Annotated in this window: 16 protein-coding genes; 7 read left to right on the top strand and 9 right to left on the bottom strand. The window is 71.0% G+C overall.

What is annotated here, in order from left to right; genetic code table 11:
- Nucleotides 1-2 precede the first annotated feature (2 nt).
- Nucleotides 3-1,625 carry an amidohydrolase family protein gene (locus ACIRJR_RS07965; RefSeq protein ID WP_403775477.1) on the top strand — a complete coding sequence of 541 codons (1,623 nt, stop codon included), beginning with the start codon at nucleotides 3-5 and terminating at the stop codon, nucleotides 1,623-1,625.
- 9 nt (nucleotides 1,626-1,634) lie between these two features.
- Here the strand turns inward: ACIRJR_RS07965 and ACIRJR_RS07960 are convergent, their stop codons facing one another.
- Nucleotides 1,635-2,480: a serine protease gene (locus tag ACIRJR_RS07960; protein ID WP_403775474.1), complete on the bottom strand. Its 846-nt coding sequence runs from the start codon at nucleotides 2,478-2,480 to the stop codon at nucleotides 1,635-1,637.
- Between the two features lie 230 nt (nucleotides 2,481-2,710).
- On the opposite strand from ACIRJR_RS07960, the gene ACIRJR_RS07955 reads away from it, so the two are divergent.
- The 3 genes from ACIRJR_RS07955 to ACIRJR_RS07945 all read left to right on the top strand — a co-directional run bounded on the left by ACIRJR_RS07955 (nucleotide 2,711) and on the right by ACIRJR_RS07945 (nucleotide 5,461).
- Nucleotides 2,711-3,523, top strand: coding sequence for an arylamine N-acetyltransferase (locus tag ACIRJR_RS07955; RefSeq protein ID WP_403775471.1), 813 nt, complete (start codon nucleotides 2,711-2,713; stop codon nucleotides 3,521-3,523).
- A gap of 247 nt (nucleotides 3,524-3,770) precedes the next feature.
- Nucleotides 3,771-4,982: a pyridoxal phosphate-dependent aminotransferase gene (locus ACIRJR_RS07950; protein ID WP_403775468.1), complete on the top strand. Its 1,212-nt coding sequence runs from the start codon at nucleotides 3,771-3,773 to the stop codon at nucleotides 4,980-4,982.
- A gap of 83 nt (nucleotides 4,983-5,065) precedes the next feature.
- Nucleotides 5,066-5,461 carry a hypothetical protein gene (locus tag ACIRJR_RS07945; RefSeq protein ID WP_403775465.1) on the top strand — a complete coding sequence of 132 codons (396 nt, stop codon included), beginning with the start codon at nucleotides 5,066-5,068 and terminating at the stop codon, nucleotides 5,459-5,461.
- Nucleotides 5,462-5,529: 68 nt separating this feature from the next.
- Here ACIRJR_RS07945 and ACIRJR_RS07940 read toward each other — a convergent pair whose 3' ends face one another.
- Nucleotides 5,530-7,266, bottom strand: a complete 1,737-nt coding sequence (locus ACIRJR_RS07940; RefSeq protein WP_403775462.1) for an Ig-like domain repeat protein — start codon at nucleotides 7,264-7,266, stop codon at nucleotides 5,530-5,532.
- Between the two features lie 271 nt (nucleotides 7,267-7,537).
- Entirely contained in the window at nucleotides 7,538-9,364 is a 1,827-nt protein-coding gene (locus ACIRJR_RS07935; RefSeq protein WP_403775459.1) for a phosphoenolpyruvate carboxykinase (GTP), read from the bottom strand.
- A gap of 207 nt (nucleotides 9,365-9,571) precedes the next feature.
- Between ACIRJR_RS07935 and ACIRJR_RS07930 the strand changes: the two genes are divergently transcribed.
- A complete protein-coding gene (locus ACIRJR_RS07930) occupies nucleotides 9,572-10,255 on the top strand; it encodes a hemolysin III family protein (protein ID WP_403775456.1) in 684 nt (227 codons plus the stop codon).
- Nucleotides 10,256-10,312: 57 nt separating this feature from the next.
- Here ACIRJR_RS07930 and ACIRJR_RS07925 read toward each other — a convergent pair whose 3' ends face one another.
- Nucleotides 10,313-12,331: a thioredoxin domain-containing protein gene (locus ACIRJR_RS07925; protein WP_403775453.1), complete on the bottom strand. Its 2,019-nt coding sequence runs from the start codon at nucleotides 12,329-12,331 to the stop codon at nucleotides 10,313-10,315.
- A gap of 229 nt (nucleotides 12,332-12,560) precedes the next feature.
- Here ACIRJR_RS07925 and ACIRJR_RS07920 point away from each other — a divergent pair, with 229 nt between their 5' ends.
- Complete coding sequence (locus tag ACIRJR_RS07920; protein WP_403775450.1) at nucleotides 12,561-13,127, top strand: Uma2 family endonuclease; 567 nt, start codon at nucleotides 12,561-12,563, stop codon at nucleotides 13,125-13,127.
- Between the two features lie 349 nt (nucleotides 13,128-13,476).
- On the opposite strand, the gene ACIRJR_RS07915 is transcribed toward ACIRJR_RS07920, so the two are convergent.
- The 5 genes from ACIRJR_RS07915 to ACIRJR_RS07895 form a co-directional block, all read right to left on the bottom strand.
- Complete coding sequence (locus ACIRJR_RS07915) at nucleotides 13,477-14,733, bottom strand: ATP-grasp domain-containing protein (protein WP_403775447.1); 1,257 nt, start codon at nucleotides 14,731-14,733, stop codon at nucleotides 13,477-13,479.
- Between the two features lie 38 nt (nucleotides 14,734-14,771).
- On the bottom strand, nucleotides 14,772-15,968 hold the full coding sequence (locus ACIRJR_RS07910) for an ATP-grasp domain-containing protein (RefSeq protein WP_403775444.1): 1,197 nt from the start codon (nucleotides 15,966-15,968) through the stop codon (nucleotides 14,772-14,774).
- 53 nt (nucleotides 15,969-16,021) lie between these two features.
- Nucleotides 16,022-17,119 (bottom strand): hypothetical protein, encoded by a 1,098-nt coding sequence (locus ACIRJR_RS07905; protein ID WP_403775441.1) that lies wholly within the window; start codon nucleotides 17,117-17,119, stop codon nucleotides 16,022-16,024.
- A gap of 94 nt (nucleotides 17,120-17,213) precedes the next feature.
- The gene (locus ACIRJR_RS07900; protein WP_403775438.1) at nucleotides 17,214-18,557 is read right to left on the bottom strand and encodes an aldehyde dehydrogenase family protein; all 1,344 of its coding nucleotides are present in this window, start codon (nucleotides 18,555-18,557) and stop codon (nucleotides 17,214-17,216) included.
- A 105-nt stretch (nucleotides 18,558-18,662) separates the two neighbouring features.
- Nucleotides 18,663-19,334 carry a cyclase family protein gene (locus ACIRJR_RS07895; RefSeq protein WP_403775435.1) on the bottom strand — a complete coding sequence of 224 codons (672 nt, stop codon included), beginning with the start codon at nucleotides 19,332-19,334 and terminating at the stop codon, nucleotides 18,663-18,665.
- A gap of 421 nt (nucleotides 19,335-19,755) precedes the next feature.
- On the opposite strand from ACIRJR_RS07895, the gene aroF reads away from it, so the two are divergent.
- Nucleotides 19,756-20,817 carry a 3-deoxy-7-phosphoheptulonate synthase gene (gene aroF / locus ACIRJR_RS07890; RefSeq protein WP_403775432.1) on the top strand — a complete coding sequence of 354 codons (1,062 nt, stop codon included), beginning with the start codon at nucleotides 19,756-19,758 and terminating at the stop codon, nucleotides 20,815-20,817.
- Nucleotide 20,818 lies beyond the last annotated feature (1 nt).

Raw genomic sequence — 20,818 nt, 5'->3', positions numbered from 1 at the left:
CCATGGACCTGGTCATCCGCGACGCCCGCGTCGTCGACGGCACCGGCACCCCCTCCTACCGGGCCGACGTAGGCATCACGGACGGCCGGATCACGGAGATCCGCGGGGAGGGCGAGGGCCCCCGCCCCAGCGCCGCCCGCACTCTGGACGCCGACGGCCTCGCGCTCTCGCCGGGCTTCATCGACATGCACGCGCACAGCGACCTCGCCCTGCTGCGCGACCCCGACCACAGCGCGAAGGCCGCCCAGGGCGTCACCCTGGAGGTCCTCGGCCAGGACGGGCTGTCGTACGCCCCGGCCGACGACCGCACCCTCGCCGAGGTCCGCAGCTCCATCGCCGGCTGGAACGGGGACGGCAGCGACATCGACTTCGACTGGCGCACGGTCGGCGGCTACCTGGACCGTCTCGACCGCAACTTCGGCGGTCAGGGCATCGCCGTCAACGCCGCCTACCTCATCCCCCAGGGCACGGTACGGATGCTCGCGGTCGGCTGGGACGACCGCCCCGCCACGGACGCCGAGCTGGACCGCATGAGGGAGCTCGTCGCCCAGGGGATGGCCGAGGGCGCGGTCGGCATGTCCTCGGGCCTGACGTACACCCCCGGGATGTACGCCAAGGACGCCGAACTCACCGAGCTCTGCCGGGTGGTGGCCGACCACGGCGGCTACTACTGCCCGCACCACCGCTCGTACGGCGCGGGGGCCCTCGCCGCGTACGAAGAGATGGTGCAGCTCACCCGTGACGCGGGCTGCGCCCTCCACCTCGCCCACGCCACCATGAACTTCGGCGTGAACAAGGGGAAGGCGCCCGAGCTCCTGTCCCTCCTGGACGACGCCCTCGCGAAGGGCGCGGACATCTCCCTCGACACCTATCCGTACACCCCCGGCTGCACGACGCTGGTCGCGATGCTGCCCAGCTGGGCGAACGAGGGCGGCCCCGATTCGGTCATGACCCGGCTCGCCGACGAGGAGACGTCCGAGCGGATGCGGCACGTCGTGGAGGTCGTCGGCTCCGACGGCTGCCACGGCGTCCCGATCGAGTGGGACAGGATCGAGATCTCCGGCGTCGGCTCCCCCGCCCTCGCCTCCTACGTCGGCCGCACGGTGGCGGAGTCCGCCAGGCTGCACGGCGAGGAGCCCTGGGTGACGGCCCGCCGGCTGCTCGTCGAGGACCGGCTCGGCACGACGATCCTCCAGCACGTCGGCCACGAGGAGAACGTCCGGCAGATCATGCGCCACCGGGTGCACACGGGCGGCAGCGACGGCATCCTCCAGGGCGACAAGCCGCACCCGCGCGCCTACGGCACGTTCCCCCAGTACCTCGGCCGGTACGCGAGGGAGCTGGGCATCCTCTCGCTGGAGGAGTGCGTCGCCCACCTCACCTCCCGCCCGGCCGCCCGCCTGCGGCTGCCCGACCGCGGATACGTCCGCGAGGGCTACCGCGCCGACCTGGTCCTCTTCGACCCGGCCACCGTGGCGGCCGGGTCGACCTTCGAGGAGCCGCGCACCCTCCCGGTGGGCATCCCGCACGTCCTGATCGACGGCCGCTTCGTCATCGAGGACGGCAGGCGCACCCCCGCCCTGGCGGGGCGGGCGGTGCGGGGCGCGGGTCGCCGGGCCGCCTGAGCGGCGTCCCTACGGCTTGGGCAGCGTGCAGCCCGCGCGGTTCAGGTCGATCTGGCTGCCGGTGCCGATGCACGGCACGATGCCGTAGGTCTGCTGGGCGTAGTTGATGCCCTGGCGGACGGTCACGGTGCCGTCCTCGGCCACCTCGCACGGGTTGTTGTCCGTGCACCGCTGCCCGTCCTCGTTCCCGGTGTTGTTGACGGCGACGACCTTGCCCGTCGCGTCGTCGATCACCGGGGACCCGGACGTGCCGCCGATGGTCTGGCAGGCCGGGGTGTACCGGACGGAGTCCTTCCAGGTCCAGGCGCCTTCCTTGAGGCGATAGGCGAATCCGTCGACGGCGCAGCTGTAGGTGCGCTTCCAGTACCCCGAGGCGACCGTGACGGCGGTGCCCTGCGTGGGGCGGGCCGCGTCGAGTTCCAGGGCCTTGATGCCGTAGGAGCTCTCGATCTGGGCGTAGGTGCGGGTGAGCTGGTAGAGCGAGACGTCGGTGTCCGTCATCGTGCCGTACGCGATCTTGGACGCGCGCAGGGTGCCGACACCGCTGCCGGAGGCGTTCAGCAGGGTGAAGCTGCGGGTCGACGACTTGTTGAGCACGACCTCCCCCGGATCCGGGAAGCCGGCCTCCAGGCAGTGGCCGTTCGACAGGACGAGCGCGGGGTCGGCGGGCCGCGACGAGGGTGTCCGGACGACCGAGCCGGAGCAGTTGCTGAGCGCGACCGTACCGGCGAAGGTGACCGCCTTGGCGCGGACTCCGGCCGTGTCCGGGCTCGTGGCCGTGGACGCCGCCGCGGGTGCGACTCCCGCTCCGAGGAACAGGACGGAAAGAAGCGCGCCGACGAGAGGCTTGTTCATGTGGGGGTCCCCTCCAGATGTGCCTGTGACCGGAGTTCTTCCGGTTTTTGACATGCGCATGTTTGCGCACCGAAGGGATCTCCAACAAGGGGCGGAATCAAGCCGCCGGGTGGACGGAGCGGAGCCGGGCCCCTGCACACGGCGCGGCACGGAAGCGGGCCGTGTTCCCGTATCTCCCGCACCGTCAGGGGATTTGAGAAACCTCTGAGGTGTCTGCGTAGTGTCGGGGCATGACACTCGACCTCGACGCCTACTTCGCCCGCATCGGCTGGTCCGGGGAGCCCGGCCCCACCGTGGAGGTGCTGCGATCCGTGCACCGCGCCCACATGCTGGGCATCCCGTTCGAGAATCTTGAGCCCCTCCTCGACGGCGCCCCGTCCCTGGCGCTCCCGGACCTGGAGAGGAAGCTCGTCCGTGACGGGCGCGGCGGGTACTGCTACGAGCACAACACCCTCCTCGCCGCCGCCCTGGCCCAGCTCGGCTTCCGGGTGACGCTGCTGACCGCGCGGGTGGTGCTGGGCGCGGCGCCCGGCGACGTCCGGCCGCGTACGCACATGCTGATGCGGGTGGACGTGGAGGGTGAGCCCATCCCCTGGGTCGCCGACGTCGGCTTCGGCTCGCACGGGGCGCTGCTGGAGCCGATCCCGCTCGTGGTGGACGCCGAACTGCTCGACACCCCCCGCCGCCACCGGCTCGTGCACGCACCGCACGACGGGCCGCTCGAGATGTGGGAGCTCCAGACGGACAAGGGCGGCTACTGGGAGCCGCAGTACGAGTTCACCCTGGAGCCGTTCGAGGCCCCCGACTACGAGGTCATCAACTGGCACATCGCCACGAACCCGCGCTCACCGTTCCGGCAGGCGGTGTACGCCCAGCGCACCCTCCCGGGCCGGCACCTGGCCCTGTCCGGCCGCACCCTGGTCGTGACGGCCGACGACGGCGCGGTCGAGGAGCGGGAGCTGAGCGACTCCGCCGAGGTTCTGCGGGTGCTGGCCGAGGACTTCGGCGTACGCCTTCCCGAGGGGACCGCCCTGCCCGGCTGAGCGTTCGCGCACCCCCTCGCACAGGAGTGCGGGGCCGGGTGCGCGCCCCCGGGTGGCGCATCTCACCCGGCCCGTGCCCCACGCCCGCATTCCAAGCCGCGGCGCCGCCCCGACCGGCCGTTCCCACGGTGCGCGGCCGGGGCGGCATGCCGATGGAAGTCCGGGAGCGCCGTCCCGCGCCCCCGGAGGAAGCAACCGGTGCGCGAACGGGGCGCACCGCGCGAAACACGGTCGTAAGCTCGCAGACATGCAGGTCATCCAGTCCACGAAGCTCTCCGGCGTCTGTTACGAAATCCGCGGCCCCGTGCTCGAGGAAGCGATGCGGCTCGAGGCCGCAGGTCATCGCATCCTCAAGCTCAACACGGGCAACCCGGCGGCGTTCGGGTTCGAGTGCCCGCCGGAGATCCTCGAGGACATCCTGCGCAACCTGTCGGGTGCCCACGGCTACGGCGACGCGAAGGGCCTGCTCTCCGCCCGCCGCGCGGTGATGCAGCACTACCAGACCAAGGGGATCGACCTCGACGTCGAGGACGTCTACCTGGGCAACGGTGTGTCCGAGCTGATCCAGATGTCGATGCAGGCGCTGCTCGACGACGGCGACGAGGTGCTGGTCCCCGCTCCGGACTATCCGCTGTGGACGGCGTCGGTCTCCCTGGCCGGCGGGACGGCCGTGCACTACCGGTGCGACGAGCAGGCCGACTGGATGCCCGACCTCGCCGACATCGAGCGGAAGATCACCGACCGCACCAAGGCGATGGTGATCATCAATCCGAACAACCCGACGGGCGCGGTGTACGACGACGAGATGCTGCGCGGGCTGACGGAGATCGCCCGCCGCCACAACCTGGTCGTCTGCTCCGACGAGATCTACGACCGGATCCTGTACGACGGCGCGACGCACACCCCGACCGCCGCCATCGCCCCGGACCTGATGGTGCTGACCTTCAACGGGCTCTCCAAGAACTACCGGATCGCCGGCTACCGCTCCGGCTGGATGGCCGTCTGCGGCCCGAAGGCGCACGCCTCCTCGTACATCGAGGGTCTGACGATCCTGGCGAACATGCGGCTGTGCGCGAACATGCCCGCACAGCACGCGGTGGCCACCGCCCTCGGCGGGCGGCAGTCGATCAACGAACTGGTGCTGCCGGGCGGCCGGATCCTGGAGCAGCGGGACACCGCGTACGACCTGCTGACCCGGATCCCCGGGGTGACGTGCGTGAAGCCGAAGGGGGCGCTGTACCTCTTCCCGAGGCTCGACCCCAAGGTCTTCAAGATCAAGGACGACCGGCAGATGGTCCTCGACCTGCTGCGGGCCGAGAAGATCATGGTGGTGCAGGGTACGGGCTTCAACTGGCCGGAACCCGATCACTTCCGCGTGGTCACACTGCCCTCGGTGAAGGACCTGACCGACGCGGTGACCCGCATCGGGAACTTCCTGGACGGCTACAGCCAGCCCTGAGCGACCGGAATCTTCCGGATCCGGCACAACTTTAGACTGTATCCAAGATAGGATGGGCTTTCAGCACCAGCAGGAGGCCATCCATGTACGAGCCGATCCGCACCAAGTCGGTCCACACATCGGCCGACGACGCCGATTTCCCGCACCGCAGCCGCGAGGACGAGCTGGACATCCAGCTCGCCGGCCATCTCGCGGCCCTCCTCGCCGTCACCGACGAACTGGGCCTCGTCGCCATGGGCGACCGCATCGCCGAGCAGGTGGCCCGCCTGCGCTCCGCACCGCCCGCCCGGCACGCCGGGCGGAGCGAGGCGTCCCCGGGCGCTCTGCACCGCCGCGCCCACGCCCTCGCGGGCCGGGCCCTCGTGGTGGCCGCCTCCCGCGCCGACACGGCCGCGGCGATCCTCGCGGCCCAGGCCATGGACGCGCACACCGCGGCCCTGTCCGCCCCCGCGCCGGCCGCTCTGGTCGGCGCCCCCTGACGGCCCCGGTCCACGGGTCGCGAAGACCCGTGGACCGGGTGCCACACACCTGGATCCCGCCCGGCCGGTTACGGAGCGGGGCGGACGCGCACCGTGGCCGACGCCTCCGAGGCGCCGTGCAGGTCGTCACCCGCGTAGGCGACGGTGTAGACGACCTCGCCCCTGACGGACGCCCGGTCGTTGATCCTGAAGGTCCCGTCGGCCGCGACCGCCGCCGACGTGAGCGCGCCGGTGCCCTTCCTGTCCGCCCGCCGCACGGACAGCGTGATGCCCTGGGGAAGCGCCCGGCCCTGACCGGTCAGGGTGCCGGTGATCTCCAGGCCCTGGTCCTTCACCGCCTCCGCCGGGGCCGTGAGAGCGATGGCCGTCGGCGCCTTGGCCACCGAGACCCGGAGGGTGACGTCCTCGGCGGGACGATGGGTCACGTCCCCGAGGAAGGACAGGGTGTACGTGGCCTCGCCGACCAGCGCGGGGACGTCGAGGACGGTGAACGTGCCGTCCGGGTCGACCTCCACGGCCGCCAGCTTGCGGTCGCCGCCGGCGTCACGGCGTACCGCCGACACCCTGACCGGCTCCGCGGGGGCGGCCCCGTCGAGTTCGAGCCGGCCCCGGATGCCGAGCGGTTCACCGACGACCGGGGAGCCCGGGGAGGTGGACAGGGCACCCGTGAAGCGGGAGTCGTGCTGGGCGGCGGGGGGCTGGATCACGTGCAGCCAGTAGCCCGTACCCGTCGAGTTGGTGGTCAGGGCGAAGAGCCGCGAACCGTCCTTCGACCAGCCCAGGCCGCGCGGTGCGACCCGGGCGCCGTCGAGGTCCCCCTCGAAGGCGAACTCGGACGCCGAAGTGCCCTCCTCCGGGTCGGCCTTCTGGATCAGCAGGTCGGGGACGGAGCCGGTGGCGGTGGCGCCCCGGGCGATGTACTCGCCGTCACCGCTGAACGCGACGGCGGAGGCCTTCGCCCCCTCGGGCAGCGGCTGGTAGGGCGTGGGGGCGTCGGACAGCCCCGCCGCGTCGAGCAGCCGGGTGCCGTACGCCGCGTCGGCGACGGCGACCCGGTCGCCGTCCGGGGACAGCGCCAGGTCCCTGAGGTCGAGTCCCCCCTTCCCCTCGCTGTCCGCGAAGCGGCGCTGCGGTCCCCGGACGAGCGTGTCGCCGCTGCTGTCGAACGCGGTGAGGTAGGGGTCGGTCCCGGCCGTGCTCAGGGTCTGGCCCATGATCAGCGTGCCGGGTACCTGGGGAGCCGTCGCGAAGTAGAGCTTGCCGGTGCCCTCCCAGCCCGTCGCACGGGGCGAGCCGAGGGAGCTGCCGTAGAGGTAGCTCCGGTACTGGTCGCACTGGCTCGCGGTCGGCGTCTCCGTGTGCCACACCTTGCCGCCCGACCAGGCCACCTGGCGTCCGCACTCGCCGTAGTAGCTCGTGGTCGTGTGGACCGACTTCGTGTGGGTCGTGGTGTCGTACGCGGCGATCCGCCCCATCTCGGAGACGAACAGCCGGGTGCTGTCCGCGGAGAGCGCCATGCCGCCCACGGCACCGGAGGTGCTCGTGAGGGTGCCGACCCGCTGCCCCTGGAAGTCGTAGACGAGGACCGACGACTTGTTGCTCAGGCTCCGGGTGTCGTCACTGATGTAGACCCGCTCGTGCTCGGAGTCCACGACCATCGAGGAGAACGACGTGATGGGCACCTTGGCCACGTCGTCGTCCGCCGCGTGGGCCGTCGGCGCCGTGAGCACGGTGAGCCCCGCCCCGGAGAGCGCGAGTGCCACGAATGTCGCGGCGCCGCGTGCTGTCTTCCCTGACCTCTTCAACTGTTGCCCCCCACAAGTTTGTCGGCGCCCGCCGTCTCCCCCGGGCGCCCTGTGGGCATCATGCAACAGATGTGAAGGTAATGTGCGCAAGTTGTCGGCGATCTATGGACGTTCCGGCCGAATCGGGGCCGCGCTCCGGCCGAGACGGTCTCCTGGAGAGAAGCGGCACCCGGAACCATGAGGGGGCTCCGGGTGCCGTGCCGCGGCGGGCCGTCGACCCCACAGGTCAGGGCGGATACCGAAAGACCCGGCCGCGGGGATCGTGGAGGGATCAGCCCAGGCGCCGGACCAGCGCGTGGTACTCGTCCCACAGCTCCTTCGGCGTGTGGTCGCCGAAGGTGTTGAGGTGCTCGGGGATCAGCGCGGCCTCCTCGCGCCACACCTCCTTGTCCACGGTGAGCAGGAAGTCCAGGTCCGACTCGGAGAGGTCCAGCCCCTCGGCGTCGATCGATCCCCTGGCCGGCAGGATGCCGATCGGGGTCTCGACGCCCTCGGCCCTGCCCTCCAGCCGCTCGACGATCCACTTCAGGACGCGGCTGTTCTCACCGAAGCCGGGCCAGACGAACTCGCCCGCGTCGTTCTTGCGGAACCAGTTCACGTAGTAGATCTTCGGGAGCTTGGACTGGTCCGCCTTGTCGGCGCCGACCTCGACCCAGTGCTTCATGTAGTCGCCCATGTTGTAGCCGCAGAACGGCAGCATGGCGAACGGGTCCCGGCGCAGTTCGCCGACCTTGCCCTCGGCGGCGGCGGTCTTCTCGGAGGCGACGTTGGCCCCGAGGAACACGCCGTGCTGCCAGGTGAAGGACTCGGTGACCAGCGGGACCGCGGAGGCGCGGCGGCCGCCGAAGAGGATGGCCGAGATCGGCACGCCCTTCGGGTCCTCCCACTCGGGCGCGATGATCGGACACTGCCCGGCCGGCACGGTGAAGCGGGCGTTGGGGTGGGCGGCGGGCGTGCCGGACGCGGGCGTCCAGTCGTTGCCCTTCCAGTCCGTGAGGTGCGCGGGGGCCTCCTCGGTCATCCCCTCCCACCACACGTCGCCGTCGTCGGTGAGCGCGACGTTGGTGAAGACGGAGTTGCCCCACATCGTCTTCATCGCGTTGGCGTTGGTGTGCTCGCCGGTGCCGGGCGCGACACCGAAGAAGCCGGCCTCCGGGTTGATGGCGTACAGCCGGCCGTCCTCGCCGAACCGCATCCAGGCGATGTCGTCACCGATGGTCTCGACGGTCCAGCCGGAGATCGTGGGCTCCAGCATGGCGAGGTTGGTCTTGCCGCAGGCGCTCGGGAACGCGGCGGCGACGTACGTCGCCTCCCCGCGCGGCGGAGTGAGCTTGAGGATCAGCATGTGCTCGGCGAGCCAGCCCTCGTCGCGGGCCATGACCGAGGCGATGCGCAGCGCGTAGCACTTCTTGCCGAGCAGGGCGTTGCCGCCGTACCCGGAGCCGTAGGACCAGATCTCGCGGTCCTCGGGGAAGTGCGAGATGTACTTCGTGGAGTTGCAGGGCCACGGGACGTCGGCCTCGCCCTCGGCCAGGGGCGCCCCGAGGGTGTGGACGGCCTTGACGAAGAAGCCGTCGGTGCCGAGCTCGTCCAGGACCTCCCGGCCCATGCGCGTCATCGTCCGCATGGACACGGCGACGTACGCGGAGTCGGTGATCTCCACGCCGATCGCGGAGAGCGGCGAGCCGACGGGGCCCATGCAGAACGGGACGACGTACATCGTCCGGCCGCGCATGGAGCCGCGGAAGACGCCCTCCTCCCCCACGAAGATCTCCCGCATCTCGGCGGGGTCCTTCCAGTGGTTCGTCGGGCCGGCGTCCTCCTCCTTCTCGGAGCAGATGAAGGTCCGGGTCTCGACGCGTGCGACATCGCTCGGGTCGGAGGCCGCGTAGTACGAGTTGGGGCGCTTGACCGGGTCGAGTTTCGTGAAGGTGCCCTTGTCGACGAGCTCCTCGCACAGGCGCTCGTACTCGGCCTCGGAACCGTCGCACCAGACCACGCGGTCCGGCTGGGTGAGGGCGGCGATCTCGTCCACCCAGGAGGCCAGCTCCTGGTGCCGAGTGGGAACAGTGAGGGGAGCCGCGATGTCTCGCGCCACGATCGCTCCTTGTGGTGAGGGTGTGTTGTCCGGCCCCGTGGGGGCTGCGACCCGGATGCTGACCCCTTCGAAATCCCCAGGCGCTCATCCGGTGCCGACCGCACTCATTTGATCATCCGACCATCGCGCCCATATGTCCAGGGGGCCGCACACGTGAGCATCGCCACTCGGGACGGTCACCTACGGAGGCGTAGGTAGCATGCGGATATGAACTCTGCCGCCTCCGCGTCCGGACCCGTCGAGCTCACCGACCCCGTCCCGGTCAAACCACGGATGCGCGGCTGGCTGCACGCCGGAATGTTCCCCGCCGTGGTCATCGCGGGCATCACCCTGATCGCCCTCGCCGACAGCACGCGCGCGCGGGTCGCCTGCGCCGTGTACATCCTCAGCGCCTGTCTGCTCTTCGGCGTGAGCGCGGTCTACCACCGCGGTACGTGGGGCCCGCGCGGCGAGGCGGTGCTGCGCCGGCTGGACCACGCGAACATCTTCCTGATCATCGCGGGCACCTACACCCCGCTGACGCTCCTCCTGCTGCCCGAGTCCACGAGCCGGCCGCTCATGTGGGCGGTCTGGGGGGCCGCGGCGGCCGGTATCGCGTTCCGCGTGTTCTGGGTCGGTGCCCCGCGCTGGCTCTACACCCCGTGCTACATCGCCATGGGCTGGGCCGCCGTGTTCTTCCTGCCGGACTTCATGCGCGCCGGCGGCATCGCGGTGCTGGTCCTGGTCGTCGTGGGCGGCCTGCTCTACAGCGCGGGCGGCGTCATCTACGGCCTCAAGCGCCCGAACCCCTCACCCCGCCTCTTCGGCTTCCACGAGGTGTTCCACTCGCTGACGCTCGCGGCGTTCATCGTGCACTACGTCGGGATCTCCCTGGTCGCCTACCAGCAGTGAGCACTCCCGGGTACGGCGAAGGGCCCGGCCGCGGCCGGGCCCTTCGCCGTACCCGCGTCAGCCGCCGAGCTTCGCGGTCAGGTCCCCCGCGTCCGTCGTGGGCGCGTCACACACGAAGTGCCGGCAGACGTACGCGGTCGGCTCCCCGCCCACGAGCGGCCGGTCCACCAGCAGCGGGAACTCGGTGCCCGCGTCCGGCCCCTCACCCACCGCGACGACAGCGCCGGGCGCCCGGCCCAGCAGCGCCGTCCGGTGCAGCTCCCCGGCGACCGGACCGGCCACCGCGACCTCACGCGGCCCGTCCAGCAGCGCTTCGGCGACCGCCAGCCCCCAGCCGATGAACCGGGGTGCCTTCGGGCCGAGCGCCCCGACGATCCCGAGGGCGCCCTCGGCCGCCGTCCGGTGCGGCTCCGAGCCGGTGTGCGCGGCGTAGGAGAGCAGCGCGCCCGCCGCGGCGGTCCAGCCCGCCGGGGTGGCGCTGTCGGTGGGGTCCTGAGGACGCCGGATCAGCCGCTCGGCATCGTCGGCGGTGTCGAAGAGCTGTCCGCCCTCGCCGGAGAAGTGCTCCAGGACGATGTCCAGCAGGAAGCCCGCGAACTCCAGCCAGGTGCCCTCCCCTGTGACGGAGGCGAGCGCGAGGAAGCCCTCGGCCACGTCGCCGTAGTCCTCCAGGACCCCGGAGTTGTCGCCCGCGCGACCGTCCCTCGACGTGCGGCAGAGCCGGGCGACGTCGCCCATGTGCACCCGGACCAGCAGGTCGGCGGCCTCGGTGGCCCGCTCGACGAGGTCCGGACGGTCGAAGTAGGCCCCGGTCTCGGCGAGGGCGGCGATGGCCAGGCCGTTCCACGCGGCGACGATCTTGTCGTCACGCTCGGGACGCACCCGCAGATCACGCGCCGCCAGCAGCCGGGCCCGTACGTCGGCGACCCGCGCCGGATCGTCCGCCTCGCCCGCTCCCACGAGCCGCAGGACGGAGGAGCCCTCCTCGAAGGTGCCCTCCTCGGTCACCCCGAAGTACTCGGCGGCGAACGCGGCGTCCTCCTCGCCCAGCACCTCGCGCAGCTGGGCGGGCGTCCACACGTAGAACGCGCCCTCGACGTGCCTGCCCTGCGGGTCCGCGCTGTCGGCGTCCAGCGCGGAGGCGAAACCGCCCTCGGCGGTCCGCAGCTCGCGCACCATGAAGTCGGCCGTCTCCAGCGCCACCCGGCGGGCCAGGCCGGAACCGGTGGCCCGCCACAGGTGGGCGTAGACCCGGCAGAGCAGGGCGTTGTCGTAGAGCATCTTCTCGAAGTGCGGCACGACCCACTCGCGGTCCACCGCGTAGCGGGCGAAGCCGCCGCCGAGCTGGTCGTAGATCCCGCCCTTCGCCATGGCGGCGCAGCTGTCGGCGGCCATCTGCAGGGCGCCCTCGGCGCCCGTGCGGGCGTGGTGGCGCAGCAGGAACTCGATCACCATGGACGGCGCGAACTTGGGCGCGCCCCCGAAGCCGCCGTGCTTCTCGTCGTAGTCCCGGGTGAGCCGGAGCAGCGCCTGGGCCAGTTCCGGTTCACCGGGAAGAGCCCCCTCCGCGGCGGTCAGCGAGCGCCCGGCGAGATCCCGGACGATGCGCCCGGCCACCTCGGCGACCTCGTCCCGCCGGTCCGACCAGGCGGCCACGACCCCTTCGAGGACCTGCTGGAAGGAGGGCATGCCGTGGCGGGGCTCGGGCGGGAAGTACGTACCGAAGTAGAAGGGTTCGGCCTCCGGGGTCAGGAAGACGGTCATGGGCCAGCCGCCCTGGCCGGTCGCGGCCTGCACCGCCTCCATGTACACGGCGTCGACGTCGGGCCGCTCCTCGCGGTCCACCTTCACCGGCACGAAGTGCGCGTTGAGGTAGTCGGCGACCGCGGCGTCCTCGAACGACTCGTGGGCCATGACATGGCACCAGTGGCAGCTCGCGTAGCCGACCGACAGCAGAACGGGCACACCGCGCCGTCGTGCTTCCTCGAAGGCGTCCGGTCCCCAGGGCCACCAGTCGACGGGGTTCTCAGCATGCTGAAGCAGATAAGGCGAGGTCACACCGGCCAGCCGATTCATGCGGCCCAGCCTCTCACAGCACCTGGCAGGACCGGCGAAACCCTCACGAGCCCGCCCCGCTCGGCCGAATTGCACTGGTGAGCCATCACGTGCCGGACGGCTCCTCCCCCTCGGGGTCGATGCCGGACCTCTCTCGGCGCTCGTCCGTACCGGGCGCCCCGACACCTCGGAACAGTAGGCTGAGCGCAGCAGCGCCGGACCTGCTGAGGCTCCTCGAAGGAGGTACACCGTGACCGCCGAAATGGTGGCGCCCGCCTGGATGCATACGCAGATCAGTGCGGAGCAGTACGACTCCTGGTCCGAGGAGCAGTGCGCCGGCATCGAGATCGTGGACGGGATGGTCGTCGTGAGCCCGAGCGCTTCCAAGCGGCACAACCGGCAGGCCCGCATCCTGGCCAACGCCCTGGACGCCGCCGCGGGCCCGGACTGGAACGCCGACACCGACTTCGACGTCCGCCTGCAGGACGTTCCCCTGACAAACCGCCGCCCGGACGTCACCGTCTACCGGGCGGAGACCATCGACCTCACACCCACACGCCCGGAGCACGTACTCCTGGTCGTCGAGGTCGTGTCGCCGGGTTCGGAGACCACGGACCGGATCGTGAAGGTCGACCAGTACGCCAAGTCCGGTATCCCCTTCTACTGGCGGGTCGAGCAGGCCGCCACCGGGGTCCCGATCGTCTACACCTACGTTCTCGATCCCGCCACCAGGGCTTACAGGGACGGCGAGGTGTTCACCGGCACGGTGAAGGCCACCGCGCCCTTCTCCGTCACGGTCGATCTCGGGCTCCTTTGAGGTACCGGGAAGCCCCCCGCTGTCGGCGCTTGACCGTCCGCACCCGCCTCACCGTGTTTCGCGGACTCATCAGGACGTTCTCCGGCTACAGGTGGTCCGGCCCTCACGAGTCGAGCGGCGAAGCTCGGCTGATGATCCTGGCTGTGCGGTCGATGGACAGGCATCCCGCACAGCCATGTCGGTTCGAGCAGGGCTCAGGTGGTGATCGCCACGCCGGCCGCTCCTGGGCAGGAAAGCCGCGTTGCGCCTTCGAGGCTGCGCAAGCCTGGACTCGGTGTCGATCACTTGCGGCCGGCAACAGCTCCACCCCCTGCGGGCCCGGGACTCGTGCGCTCCGGACGGGCAGCCGTCAGTCCAGTTCGTAGAAGCCGTCACCGTCCAGGTACCGCGTGGTCAGGGCGTCACGGGCGACGGTGGACGCGATCTCGTGCAGCAGGTAGACGCGTAGGGGAAAGGTCCAGTCGTCGACGGACGGGTGTACGGCGTCGCCGGGGTGCGTGCGGAAGAGCACGTCGTGGAAGCTGTCGAGTTCCCGCAGTTCGGTCAGCCGGGGGTAGGAGCGCAGCATCCCGCCCCGAGGGGCCACCATGTTGACGATGCGGGCGTGCCGGCCGATGCGGTAGTCCTCGCCGGCGGCGGCCAGGAAGGTCTCGGGGCCGGTCCAGGCGTCGACGGTGAGGTCGAGCTGGCTCGTGCCGAGGGCCGCCGTGACGGGTACGTGGACGTCGGCGCCGCACACCCGGGCGCCGGTCTCGACCAGTCGCGGCCCCTTCGGTGTGAGTTTGAGTTCGGTGTGGGCGGGGCCGTGCGCGATGCCGAGGGCGTCGAGGACCTGGAAGGTGTGCTCGACCAGAGCGTCCTGTTCGGGTCCGCGACGGGGCAGGAGTTCGGCGCCGGCGGCCAGTTCGGCGACGCCGTTCGCGCTGAGGGTGTGCATCTTCCAGATGTCCGAGACCCGGTGCGTGCCGTCGCGGCTGACCGTGTTGACGATGTACTCGTCGCCCACCAGGTACTCCTGGGCGAGTACGGCCTTGTTCTCCTGGCCGAGCACGCTCGTGGTGCCGTGCAGGGAGCGGAAGGCCGCCTCGACCGCCTCCGCGTCGGAGCAGAAGAAGATGCCGTCGCTGCCCGTACTGCTGACCGGCTTCAGTACGACCCTGCCGCCACCGGTCTTCTCGTGCCAGCGCAGGACCTCGTCGAGGTCGGCGGTGTGGATCTGCTCGACCGCCGGGACGCCCGCCGCTCTGACGGTCTCGATCATGCGGAACTTGTCCCGGCGGGCCGAGCTCAGCGCGGTCCCGTTCGACGGCAGGTCCAGCTGCTCGCTCAGCGTGTCGGCGAGGAGCACGGCGCGCTCCACACCGGGGACGATCGCGAGCGGCCGATGCGCCCTCAGGCTCCGCAGGGTCTCGGAGACGTCGCCGTGGTGGACGAGGTTCGCGCTGAAGTCCTCGGCGCGGAAGCCGCGTACGTAGTTCCGGGGGATGTCGGGCGTGCTCTGCACGTGCACGCAGTCGTAGCCGCGCGCCCGGAACAGCGGCGCGAGACAGCGCGCGCTGGCGTAGGCGTCGACGATGACGATCGCTGGTGGGCTGGCGGTGTTCATTGTTTCCTCACCGGTCGAAGAGAGCGCGGGGCGTGGGCTCAGGAGCTGGGACTGGTCCGGATCCGGATCCGGATCCGGGCGGCTGCGGCTTCCGCTCGCGCCACGGCCTCCTCGGCGTCCCGTCCGACGGCGATCACGTCGCCGCACACACGGTCGGCGGACCAGGTGACCGGCCGGATCACCGTCCCGGGTACGGCCTTGACCCCCAGGGTGACGCCCTCCAGGTCCTCGGCGGGGAGATCGACTCCGATGACCACGCCGGGTTCGGCGGCGAGGAAGCGGATGGCCGCGCCGCGTTGCGGTACGGGGGCCTCGCCCTTCCAGGGCTCGAGGCCGAGCGGGACGGCGACCGCGGCACGGACGAGGTCCACCCCGCATGCGAGGCGCACCAGTTCGGGGATGTTGTCGCCGCCCGCCCGGTTGTGGGACTCGATGATCCTCAGCCCGTCGGGGGTGATCATGATCTCGGTGTGGGAGGGTCCCTCGACGAGGCCTACGGCGTCGAGCAGCATCGACGTCAACTCGGCTATCCGGTCCCGCGTCCGGTCGGTGACGCGCGCCGGAACCGAGTGCCCCACCTCCACGAAGCCGGTGCCGAGCAGCTTGTCGGTGACGGCCACCACGGTGTGCCTGCCGTCCGCCGAGAAGCCCTCGACGCTCACCTCGTGGCCGGTGAGGAACTCCTCGGCCAGCATCCGCTCTCGTCCCGCGGCCTCGACCCGCGTCCAGATCTCGTCGGCCTGGTGCGGCCCTTCGACCTTGTGGACGTCCCTGCTGCCGCCGTAGTCGAGGGGCTTGACGATGCCGGGGCCGCCCACCTCGGTGAGGAAGTCCGCCAGTTCGCCGGCGCCGTGCACGACGCGGAAGCGGACCGGGGACAGTCCGATGCCGGCGAGGTGGCGGCGCATCGCCGACTTGTCCTTCAGCAGTGTGACGGTGTGCAGGGAGTTCCCCCCGAGCGCGAACTCCTCGTTGAGCCGGGCCGCGGGTACGAGGCCCAGCTCGGCGGGTGAGAAGAAGCGTTCGACGGGAAGCCGGGCGTGCAGCGCGCGCCCGGCCGCCAGGACCTCCGCCGGGTCGCCCAGGTCCACGTGCACCACCTCGGCGCACCAGCGCCCGGCGGCCTCCGGGTCGTACATTCCGGGCTTGGCGAGCATGACGACTTCGCAGCCCAGTTCCGCTGCGGACCTCAGCACGCTCGGTCGGCCGCCCAGCAGGGCGATTCGGGGTGCCATCTCTCCTACCTATCTGATTCGTCGTGGTGGGGTCGGCCGTCCGGCCGGGTCGGTCAGTCCGTGATGAGCGTGACGTTGTCCCCGAAGCGCATGAGCGGCCGGTACTGCTCGGCCCGCGTGTGCCGCATGGTGCGCAGCATGGCGATGGCGCTGCCGGCGGCGGCGTCGGCCTGGATGATCGAGCTCTCGTCCCCGACCAGCGCCGCGGTGATGGTGACGTGCTGTTCGATGTCCTGGAGGTCTGCCTCCAGCAGCGCGTCCCGGGCCAGCGCCACGTCGGGGCTGTCGGCGGCGACCTTGTCGAAGGAGTCCGTCCAGGTGCGCGCCAGGGTCCGCATGGCCTTGCGGAAGGCCTTGTGCTCCGGCTGGGTACGCCCGGTGAGCGCCGCGGGGACGGCGGGTGGGCTCATGGTGGGGCGTACCTCGGCGTCGTAGCAGGGGGCCGACATGTCTCCGGAGTGCATCATCGCGGCGGTGAAGGCGCGGACGTAGGTGGTCGCTTCGCGGAGCGCGTCGCGCGTCCCGTCCGCCTCGCCCTCCCGGTGCAGGGCCAGCGCCCGGGTCACGGACTCGGCCGCCGCGAGGTTGAGCACGAAGTAGAAGTGGTGCGTGATGACCCAGCGTGTCAGTTCGTCCTGGCCCGGCACGACGGGTGCCGGTCCGGCCGGCGTCGCGGGGGACGCCGGGTCGCGTTCGGCGTCCTGCGGCGCGAGGCCCCGCAGGACCTGGATCATCGCGAGGACCTCTGCGGCCTGCTGGTTCAGCGACAGCCGGGCGATGCGCAGGTCGGCAAGGGTACGGGCGATGACGACGGTGGTCTCGGAGACGAGACGGGCGTCGTCCAGGCCGGTGGTGCGGACCCCGAAGTACGCGTGGTTGGGGACGATCGGGACCAGTGCGGTGGCGTCCATCGGTTCGACCTGGGAGAGCTCGGCGAGCCGGGCGGTGGCCAGGGTCGCGGTCTCCAGGGCCTCGCTCAGCGCTTCCGTGCGCGCGCCTCGCGGGTTCAGGAGTCCGCGGTGCAGGGTCTCCAGAGCGGTGACGGCCGTGCGGAGCGCGGTCTCGACGGGCTCGGCGGGCCGGAGGGCGGCGCGGACCGAGTTGTTCGCGGGCAGGACGACGAGGGGGAGGTCGGGGCAGGCAGCAGACATGTCAGGTACCTCGGGTGCGTCGTGGCATGGAGCGAATGGACGGGACGGGCCCCGGGGTCGTGGCGGTGGACCGCCACGACCCGGGTGTGGCGCTTCACGTTCGGGCGTAGCCGCGGGCCTCGTTGAGGAACTGGCCGAGGAAGCCGTCGTGCGGGAGGTGCGGGTCCTGCCACCATCGGGCGACCGGGCCGTGGACGAGGGTGCGCACCCCGGGCATGGCCAGTGCCTCACCGACCAGGGCGTCGTCCTCGGTGAGCAGGCCGAGGGCGAGTGAGTCGTCCAGGGGGGCCAGGCCGTCGGCCGCCGTCCACGGCGCCACCCAGGCGCAGGGGAAGGGGAGTTCCGTCGCGATCGCCGGGTGGTCGCAGCTGTCGAGGGGGAACACGGCGGGTCGCATGGCGACGGCGTCCTCACCGACGGGCACCAGGGGGCCGTCGGGGCAGTGGGCCGCGACCAGGTCGGGGGCGTCCTTGGCGGCGGAGACCGCGGCCGCGCGCAGTGCCTCCGCCTCGGCCCGTGGCCGGACCGGCAGCGCCGCGCGGGGGTCGGTCACGGGGTGCGCGGGCAGCGCGGCAAGGCGTTCGGCGAGCCTCGCGGCCAGGGCCCGGTGGTCGCCTGTGGTCAGGACCGTGGTCGTGTTGGTGCAGCGCACCCCACCGTCTCCGGCGATCTCGGCGACGACGTGGTCGAGGAGTGCCTCGGTCGCTTCGGTGTCGACGAGGATCTTGCTGCGTCCGGGGCCCCGTACGAGTACCCGGTCGTTGCCGCGGAGTCGGGCGACGGTGTCCTCGCCGCCGTAGACGAGCGCCAGGTCGGCGGCTTCGATGAGGGTGTCCGCGGTGGCGTGGCCCCCGGGGAGGAAGCTGATCCAGCCGGGGTCGAGGCCGGCGGCCAGCAGGGCGCGGACGAGGCGGAGGGGTGTGAACGGGTCGCGTCCGCCGGGGCGCACGGCGACGCGGTAACCCATGGCCAGCGCCTGCAGCCACGCTCCGTGCGTGCCCGGGTGGTTGCTGGGCGCGATGACGGCCAGCACCCGGCCGCGGCGTACCCAGCGTGCGGTGTCCCCGGCGCCGGCAGGCACCTGGCGCCGCACCACTTCGCCGAGCGACCCGCAGTCGCGGGCGACGCGTTCCAGGGCGCCCCGCGCGACGGCGACGGGCACTCCCGAGGCGAGCGCCTGCACGGTGCAGTACTCCTGTGGGGTCTGGCCTCCGAGGGTCGCCCCGGCGAAGAGCCTGCCGGCCTCGGCGAGTACGCGGAGGCGTTCGGCGGGGCTCACCTCGGGTGCCCGCCCCATGGCCCTCAACGTCATCCGGGCCACAAGAGGGGGGACTTCGTGCACGGTCGCCAGGGGTTCGCCGGTGACACCGCGCAGGACTCGGGTGTCACGCGAGGTACGTTCCTCCCCGGCGCGGACTGCGGTGATGGGTGACAGCACGCCAGATCAACTTCCTCCGGTCCGGTCCGGCCCGGTTCGACGGTTCGCGGGTCCGCCCGGTTCCGGGCCGGGCCCGGAACCGGTGGTGCGACGCGGACGGTGCGGTCAGAAGGGCCAGCCGTCGAAGACCACGGCGCGGGAGGGCGCGGCCTCCACGTCGGCGACCTTGATGGGGAGGGCCATGAGCTGGACGACGGGGTTCGTGGCGAGCCCGAGGTTCTGGATGTTCTCCAGGATCGGGATGCCGGCCGAGAGCAGCCGCCGGTGCACCTGGCCGCTGCGGTCGTCGGGCCGCTCGGTGATGCAGTCCATGCCGACGAGCGTGGTCCCGTTCTCGGCCATCCAGTCGGCCGCCGAGACGGTGAGGTACGGGGGCCGGTCCCAGTAGTCGTCCCGTCCGAGGTACCGGTCGGGGTGGTCGGTGCGGATCAGCAGCCGGTCACCCTCCTGCCACACGTCGCGGACGGCCTTCTCCAGGTCCTCGCCCGTCACCGGGTCCAGGTCGCGCTTGTGGGAGAGGTCCGCGATGACCGCGCGGCCGACGAACGTGCTGAGCGGTACCTCGTCGATCTTCTCGCGGTCCTCGAAGAAGTGGTAGCCGGCCTCCACGTGTGTCCCGTTGTGGGGGAATATCTCCAGGTTGGAGAAGGTCCTACCGGTCCCTGACGGGTCGGACGCCGGCGTCATGGCGCGCCGAATGTGAAATTCCGGATACCAGGGTGCGTCATAGGCAGGCATGCCCTCGGACCAGCCCTGGCTAATGTCGATCAGCTTCACGCTGCACTCCACCACTTGGACAGAATTAACCCCACCAGGGGCGGCGGGGACCGGGAGAAGGTAGCACGCAGAAATTTCGCCCGGCAGCGGAATTCTGAATTCCAATGAAACGGAAGTCGGGACACCGGGCTTTACCGAATCTCTACTTTTCTTTTATCTCCTCCATGGTTTCCCCGCGTCGCACACACACTATGACCCCTTTTGGCGGCAAACGTCCTGGCTTTTGTCGCCCTTCATGGCTTTAACGAGGAAGATCACGAATGAGATTTTCAATACGCGTAGATACACCTGTAACCCTTTTGTCCGTTATGGATGCTTTAGCCCCTGAAATATTGACGCTTGCTACGCGACAACAAGCTCGGCTACTGTCGCCGTCGGCTCAAAACAGAAGCGCAATTTCAGCCCGTGGAAGGCCTATTCCGTGATCGTTTTACTGCACTCCGAAGCACCGAGAGACAGTTCCGGAATCGTCACCGAGACCCTTTCCGAAAACGGAATCGACGCCGTATCGACCACCCTTGGGGGTGCGGCCCTGATCGTCGCCGAGAGTTCCGGAACTCCGGAGCTCGCTGAAATGCTGGAAGGCCTTCCGGCTGTCGCACGCGTTCTTCGCGTCCCGGGACCACAGCGCCTCACGAGCCGCGCCTTCCGCCAGGAGAACACCAGCGTCCGGGTGGGCGAGAACGTACAGGCCGTCTTCGGCGGCCGCGATTTCGTCGTCATCGCCGGCCCCTGCGCGGTGGAGACCGCCGAGCAGATGACCGGGATCGCGGACCTCGTGCAAGCGGGGGGCGCGAACATGCTGCGGGGAGGCGCCTTCAAGCCGCGGACCTCCCCGTACAGCTTCCAGGGGCTGGGGCTCGCGGGCCTCACCCTGCTCGCGGAACAGCGCCGGCGGACGGGCCTTCCCGTCGTCACCGAGGTCGTCACCCCGCAGGACATCGAGTCCGTCGCCGAAGAGACCGACATGTTGCAGATCGGCGCGCGCAACATGCAGAACTTCGAACTGCTCCGTGAGGCCGGCGCCTCCGGAAAGCCCGTTCTCCTCAAACGCGGGATGTCCGCGACCATCGAGGAATGGCTGCTGGCCGCCGAGTACCTGCTCCACATGGGCAACGACGATGTCGTCCTCTGTGAGCGCGGCATTCGCAGCTATGACCGCAGCACGCGCTTCACACTGGATCTCGGCGCCGTGGCCGAGGCCAAGCGCCTCACCCATCTCCCGGTGATCGTCGACCCGAGTCACAGCACCGGAAAGCCGCACCTGGTCGGGCCCATGTCGCTGGCCGCCGCCGCGGCAGGAGCCGACGGGCTCATCATCGACGTGCACACGGACGCCCGCGCGGCGCTGTGCGACGGCGCACAGGCGATCGACGGGGCGCAGTTCACCTCCCTCATGGACAAGCTGGGCCCGCTCCTCGAAGCCGTGGGCCGCCGGCTCGCGCCGACCGCCCACCCCGCCGGTTCCCTCGCCTCGGCCTGAC

This window comes from Streptomyces sp. NPDC102402 (assembly GCF_044765765.1).
Classification (GTDB): domain Bacteria; phylum Actinomycetota; class Actinomycetes; order Streptomycetales; family Streptomycetaceae; genus Streptomyces.
Note: the sequence above shows the minus strand (reverse complement) of the source record. Positions and strands in the feature narration are given on the sequence as shown.

What these genes read in the sequence shown, in the direction of transcription:
- ACIRJR_RS07965 (WP_403775477.1), top strand. Translation starts at nt 3, where the DNA reads ATGGACCTGGTCATCCGCGACGCCCGCGTCGTCGACGGCACCGGCACC.
- ACIRJR_RS07960 (WP_403775474.1), bottom strand. Translation starts at nt 2,480, where the DNA reads ATGAACAAGCCTCTCGTCGGCGCGCTTCTTTCCGTCCTGTTCCTCGGA.
- ACIRJR_RS07955 (WP_403775471.1), top strand. Translation starts at nt 2,711, where the DNA reads ATGACACTCGACCTCGACGCCTACTTCGCCCGCATCGGCTGGTCCGGG.
- ACIRJR_RS07950 (WP_403775468.1), top strand. Translation starts at nt 3,771, where the DNA reads ATGCAGGTCATCCAGTCCACGAAGCTCTCCGGCGTCTGTTACGAAATC.
- ACIRJR_RS07945 (WP_403775465.1), top strand. Translation starts at nt 5,066, where the DNA reads ATGTACGAGCCGATCCGCACCAAGTCGGTCCACACATCGGCCGACGAC.
- ACIRJR_RS07930 (WP_403775456.1), top strand. Translation starts at nt 9,572, where the DNA reads ATGAACTCTGCCGCCTCCGCGTCCGGACCCGTCGAGCTCACCGACCCC.
- ACIRJR_RS07925 (WP_403775453.1), bottom strand. Translation starts at nt 12,331, where the DNA reads ATGAATCGGCTGGCCGGTGTGACCTCGCCTTATCTGCTTCAGCATGCT.
- ACIRJR_RS07915 (WP_403775447.1), bottom strand. Translation starts at nt 14,733, where the DNA reads ATGAACACCGCCAGCCCACCAGCGATCGTCATCGTCGACGCCTACGCC.
- ACIRJR_RS07910 (WP_403775444.1), bottom strand. Translation starts at nt 15,968, where the DNA reads ATGGCACCCCGAATCGCCCTGCTGGGCGGCCGACCGAGCGTGCTGAGG.
- ACIRJR_RS07905 (WP_403775441.1), bottom strand. Translation starts at nt 17,119, where the DNA reads ATGTCTGCTGCCTGCCCCGACCTCCCCCTCGTCGTCCTGCCCGCGAAC.